General features: G+C 55.8%; 4 protein-coding genes. All 4 read left to right on the top strand.

What is annotated here, in order from left to right:
* The coding region (locus D5687_RS11325; RefSeq protein WP_158611874.1) for a sulfotransferase family 2 domain-containing protein at nt 1-660 on the top strand (660 nt) is incomplete at its 5' end.
* A 409-nt stretch (nt 661-1,069) separates the two neighbouring features.
* Entirely contained in the window at nt 1,070-2,161 is a 1,092-nt protein-coding gene (locus D5687_RS10975; protein ID WP_125199816.1) for a hypothetical protein, read from the top strand.
* Nucleotides 2,162-2,173: 12 nt separating this feature from the next.
* Nucleotides 2,174-3,778 carry an aldolase catalytic domain-containing protein gene (locus tag D5687_RS10970; RefSeq protein WP_125199815.1) on the top strand — a complete coding sequence of 535 codons (1,605 nt, stop codon included), beginning with the start codon at nt 2,174-2,176 and terminating at the stop codon, nt 3,776-3,778.
* On the top strand, nt 3,775-4,467 hold the full coding sequence (locus tag D5687_RS10965) for a cytidylyltransferase domain-containing protein (protein ID WP_125199814.1): 693 nt from the start codon (nt 3,775-3,777) through the stop codon (nt 4,465-4,467). Before D5687_RS10970 ends, D5687_RS10965 begins: the two co-directional genes overlap by 4 nt.
* Nucleotides 4,468-4,554 lie beyond the last annotated feature (87 nt).

The following is a 4,554-nucleotide window of genomic DNA, read 5'->3' as shown; positions in this document are numbered from 1 at the left end:
TGGTATCAGATTGATGGGGTGAAGGTGCCCCATCAACCATTAAATCCGTATACCCGAAGTGTTGAAGTGATCATTTCAATTGAAAAGAAGTTCATCTTTATTGCCAATCTGAAAACCGCGTCGACGTCTATCGAGTCTGAGTTGAGGCCGCACGGCGATATCGTCGTTAGACGAAGCGAGCTGGGTAAGCATCTGCCTTACGCCCAGATTCAGAAGCGTTTCAAGTGGCTTTTTGATGTCATGGACGAGGGTGAGTTTTTCAAGTTCGGTGTTATCCGGGACCCCGTGGATTATGCGCTTAGCCTGTATAAGTCGCATCGACACGAGAAGTTCAAGGATAACCCCAGGCTTTACACCGGTGACATGAATTTCGATGAGTTCCTGGAGAAGTGGGTGCCTAATAACAAAGGGCAGTTGCAGCCGCAGATCGATCGGTTTATCGATGTCGATGGGAACCTCTCGGTCGACCAGCTGATCATTTACTCCGAACTGGATAAAACGTTTCCTGAAGTGATGAAAAAGCTGGGCATCCCGGAGATTACCTTGCCGCGGATGAACGTGAGCCCCGATTTCGACGTTGACGTGAGTGATTATGCAAAGTCGCGTCTTGAGACGCTGATGGAGCGTGATTACAAAGCAATCGCGGATATTAGGACCTGATCGGGAATTTCCAGGGTGATCCCCTTGTCAAAGCATGAGGGGGCGAACGGCCCGCCTCGATCTAGATAAGGATGAGGGTGTGTCGTTGGGAAGTCGGCCTGCTGGCTATTAGCGGTGTCGGTTTTCGACCAGCCCTGGAGTGAGTTGGCCGAATTCTTTCCTGCTCGCGTTCGGCACATGCCGGAGCGGCATGTGCCAACCGTAACGTAACGCGGATCTGCGTCTTCTGTGGCCGAGCAAAGATCGGCCACGGGTTGGGGCTTCTTGCGCCGGCAAACCGTCCTACCGACTTCTCGCCTCGTGCGGGCGATGTCCGAGGCGGGCGGTTGGCTGGCCGCGCGTAACGATACGTGGGCTGATTGCGTTTTCGCATAGTTATCAATGGGTGGATTAACTCAGGGTGGTTTATATGGGGCATTATCCAGCCGCGTTCGCACCGACAGAGCTTTTTGTGGTGTTGCTGTCGTCGTATTTTGGGAATCATGATTCCGGTTTCTTGATCATTGTGCCCGACCAGGTTCCGGTTTCGCTTCCTGTCGAGAAATACGTGCAATCTGTGGGTGGTCGAATCATGACTGCCAGTGAAGCCAAGAAGCTCGACAAGGATCAGGTTCCAGGCCATCTCTGGGTGCATCCGTTTGGGAAGGCGCATATCTCGACCGGATTGATTGAGAAGTTCGGCGCCCAATACAGCGTGTATTCGGATGGAATCAAGAACGAGCTCGGCAAGGCCAATCTGGAAGAGGTTTTCCCTGACTACAAGGAACTTCTCTTCTTTGGTTTTGTGTGGAAGCGGCCGTTTATAAAGAACGGGGCCCCGGTCAGGGTCTGCACGTTCCGTGATATTGACTCGGCGTTCGATGCGTTGAAGTCAATCGTCGGGGCCAAGTTGTCGTTCGATTCCGATGACCTGAAAAAGGACTGGCTGTTTCTCCGATATTGGGGGCAGGGCCCCGGTGAGTTCGTCGATGGGTTGCGTTATATCGACGTAATAAAGCGGTACCTCTCGACTGAAGACGTTTCGAGCGTGGTCCTTAAGGGTGATTCCCGAATCATGGCCTCATCAACCGATGATGTATTGGCGGGCTTGAAGGGCGACTATGACGTGGTTGCCCTTGAGGATCGGGTTGAATTTACCAAGGCCGATTCGTTGGAGGTCGATAAATTCTTCGCGGAAGTCATGATTCCTCATGATTTTTCCGGTCGGCTGCATTGTTTCGATAGTTCGTTGTCGGTGTACGCGGCGGTGGCTACCGAAGCGACGATCCGGTTCCCCCGAGAGGAACTGGTAACCGACGTTTTCGCCAACGCGGGGTTTGCGAGGAACGTTATCAGCTACGCCGGGCTGTACCGCAGTGTCTGCGAGAAGGTCAGGGAATTGCGAGATGCCGATGCTTTCAAAATCGACGATGCCCTGGTCGTGGAGCGAGGAGAGGGTGGTTTCTCGGTGAGGGAGGCTCACTGCCCCACGGATAAAGCAGTGCCGATCGAAAAACTCTAACCGGTGGATTCTATGTATTTCCTTGATTGCACTCTCCGTGACGGCGGCTACTACAACACGTGGGATTTCTCCACGGATGTGATCCATCAATACCTCGAGGCGATGCAGGCCGCCGGTGTGGACGTGGTGGAGTTGGGCTTCCGGTCGTTGAAGAACAACGGATTCAAGGGGCCCTGCGCCTTCACGACCGATCACTTCATCCAGAGCCTCTGGATCCCGGAAGGACTGGCCATCGCGGTCATGGTCAATGGCAGTGAACTGGTCGGTGATGTTCCTCAGGACGAGGCCTTGGAGCGACTGTTTCCGGTGCGCGGCGACGAGTCTCCGGTCGACCTGGTACGCATTGCCTGTCACGTGCATGAGTTCGAGGCGGCACTGCCGGCAGCTCGCTGGCTCAACGAACGAGGTTATCGGGCGGCCTTCAATCTGATGCAGGTCTCCGATCGAACCGAGGAGGAGATCAAGTCCTTGGCCCGCGAGGCCAAGGATTATCCCCTTGAAGCGCTCTACTTCGCGGACAGCATGGGGAGCATGACCCCGGGGCAGACGGCGCAGATTATCGGGTGGCTGCGCAGCGAGTGGGACGGCGACTTGGGTGTCCACACGCACGATAACCAGGGTCTGGCGCTTTCCAACACGCTGCGTGCGTTGGACGAGGGCGTGAACTGGGTCGATTCCACCGTGACGGGCATGGGCCGCGGGCCGGGCAATGCCCGCACGGAAGAGCTGGCGGTTGAGATAGCCGAGCGGCGCGGCAAGTCGGCCAACATGGTGCCGTTGATGTCGCTGCTGCGCGAGTACTTCAAGCCGATGCAGCGTCAGTATGGCTGGGGGACGAACCCGTACTACTACCTGGCCGGCAAGTACGGCATTCACCCCACCTATATCCAGGAGATGCTCAGCGACTCGCGTTATGAAGAAGAAGACGTGCTGGCGGTCATCGAACACCTGCGCGTGGAAGGTGGCAAGAAGTTCAATCTGAACACGCTTGATGCCGCACGCCATTTCTATGCGGGTGAGCCGAAAGGTCAGTGGACGCCGCGAGAGCGTTTCGAGGGCCGCGATGTCCTGTTGCTCGGCACCGGGCCGGGTGTCACCCGGCATCGTGACGCCCTGGAGCGTCATATCCGGGAGCACCGGCCATTGGTCGTGGCCCTGAATACCCAGAGCGCCATTGATGCCGACTTGATCGACCTGCGTGTGGCGTGCCACCCGGTGCGCCTGTTGGCCGACTGTGACGCACACACCCAGCTACCGCAGCCACTGGTCACGCCTTACTCGATGTTGCCTGAAAAAGTTCAGGTCTCCCTGCGTGAGAAGAACGTGCTGGATTTCGGTCTCCAGGTGCAGCCCGGCAGGTTCGATTTTTCCCAGACCTACTGCGTCACACCGACGTCATTGGTCATGGCCTACGCATTCGCCATTGCGGTCAGCGGACAGGCGAACTGCATCTATATGGCCGGGTTTGACGGTTATGCAGGTGAAGACCCGCGAAACGAAGAGATGAATCGGGTGGTCAAGCAATACCACGCCTCCGATTCCACCGTTCCCCTGATTGCGGTTACGCCATCGCGCTATGACGTGGCCAAAAAGAGTATTCACGGACTCATCACATGACAGACAAAGTTACCTGCTTTTTGCCCTGTCGAGCGGGCAGCCAACGCGTCGCGCGAAAGAACATCAAGCCCTTTGCGGGGTTCGAGTTCGGCCTGATCGAAGTGAAGCTTCGACAATTGTTGGCTGCCGATGCGATCGATGAAGTGGTCCTGACCACCAACGATGCCGATATTCTCGCCTTCGGAGAATCGCTGAACGAACCTCGCCTTCGTTTGCACAAGCGCATCGAGGCCCTCTCGTCGAGCAAGACCAGCACCGATCAGCTGGTCGCCCATGCGCTCGACCTGATCCCGGAAGGTCACATCCTCTGGACGCATGTGACATCGCCCTTCATTACCGAAGAACACTATGACCGGGTCATTCGTTCCTATCTGGACCGGCTGGAACGGGGTTACGACTCGCTCATGACGACGACCTCGATCCACGGTTTTCTTTGGCAACACGAAAGGCCCATCAATTACGACCGTGATATCGAGAAATGGCCCCGGACCCAGACACTGCCGCCCGTTCATGAGGTGAACAGCGGCGTTTTCCTGGCATCCGCTGACATTTATCGCGATCTGGGTGATCGGATCGGTCGCAAGCCTTATCTATATGAACTGGACAAATTTACCAGCCACGATATCGACTGGCCCGAAGACTTTGCGGTGGCCGAGTGCCTGGTGGAAAAAGATCTCATCAAAATTTAATTACGGGTCCGAAGGTGAAGGCATGAAGAAAGGGGTAAGCGGATTAAATGGTTGATCTTACCTTTGCATGAGAGTGAGACAGACCGG

It is taken from the genome of Guyparkeria sp. SCN-R1 (genome assembly GCF_003932495.1).
Classification (GTDB): Bacteria; Pseudomonadota; Gammaproteobacteria; order Halothiobacillales; family Halothiobacillaceae; genus Guyparkeria.
The sequence above is the reverse complement of the archived record's forward strand: the minus strand, read 5'-3'. Positions and strand labels throughout refer to the sequence as shown.

Bases quoted from the DNA above. Each gene is read 5' to 3' on its own strand.
- D5687_RS10970 (WP_125199815.1), top strand. From the start codon at position 2,174: ATGTATTTCCTTGATTGCACTCTCCGTGACGGCGGCTACTACAACACG.
- D5687_RS10965 (WP_125199814.1), top strand. From the start codon at position 3,775: ATGACAGACAAAGTTACCTGCTTTTTGCCCTGTCGAGCGGGCAGCCAA.
- D5687_RS10975 (WP_125199816.1), top strand. From the start codon at position 1,070: ATGGGGCATTATCCAGCCGCGTTCGCACCGACAGAGCTTTTTGTGGTG.